Source organism: Terrisporobacter mayombei, from assembly GCF_020748465.1.
Classification (GTDB): domain Bacteria; phylum Bacillota; class Clostridia; order Peptostreptococcales; family Peptostreptococcaceae; genus Terrisporobacter; species Terrisporobacter mayombei.
The window spans coordinates 1-519 of record NZ_JAHZMP010000111.1 but is presented as its reverse complement, the minus strand read 5'-3'; the positions used below and the strand labels follow the sequence as shown (position 1 = coordinate 519).

Here is a 519-nt window from a genome sequence, read left to right as displayed (position 1 = left end):
GGCGCGACAGTTTGCGGGAACTGGGGCTGGATCAGGCCATTGCCGAAGCGGCGGAAGCCATCCCCGATGCGCGCGATCGTTTGTACTATGTTGTGCAGATGACCGCCCAGGCTGCGGAGCGGGCGCTGAACAGTGTTGAGGCGTCACAACCGCATCAGGATCAAATGGAGAAATCAGCAAAAGCGTTAACCCAACGTTGGGATGACTGGTTTGCCGATCCGATTGACCTTGCCGACGCCCGTGGACTGGTAACAGATACACGACAATTTCTGGCAGATGTACCCGCGCATACCAGCTTTACTAACGCGCAACTGCTGGAAATCATGATGGCGCAGGATTTTCAGGATCTCACCGGGCAGGTCATTACGCGGATGATGGATGTCATTCAGGAGATCGAACGCCAGTCGCTGATGGTGCTGTGGGAAAACATCCCGGAAAAGGAGTCGCGTCCAAAACGTGAAAATCAGAGTTTGCTTAATGGACCTCAGTCCGAGACCAGCAAAGCCGGGGTGGTAGCCG

The 519-nt window shown here is 55.5% G+C and carries 1 protein-coding gene; it reads left to right on the top strand.

Annotated features, from left to right (window positions below):
• Positions 1-519 (top strand): protein phosphatase CheZ (gene cheZ / locus K0039_RS24915; RefSeq protein WP_228106808.1); only part of this gene is annotated, 519 nt, incomplete at both ends.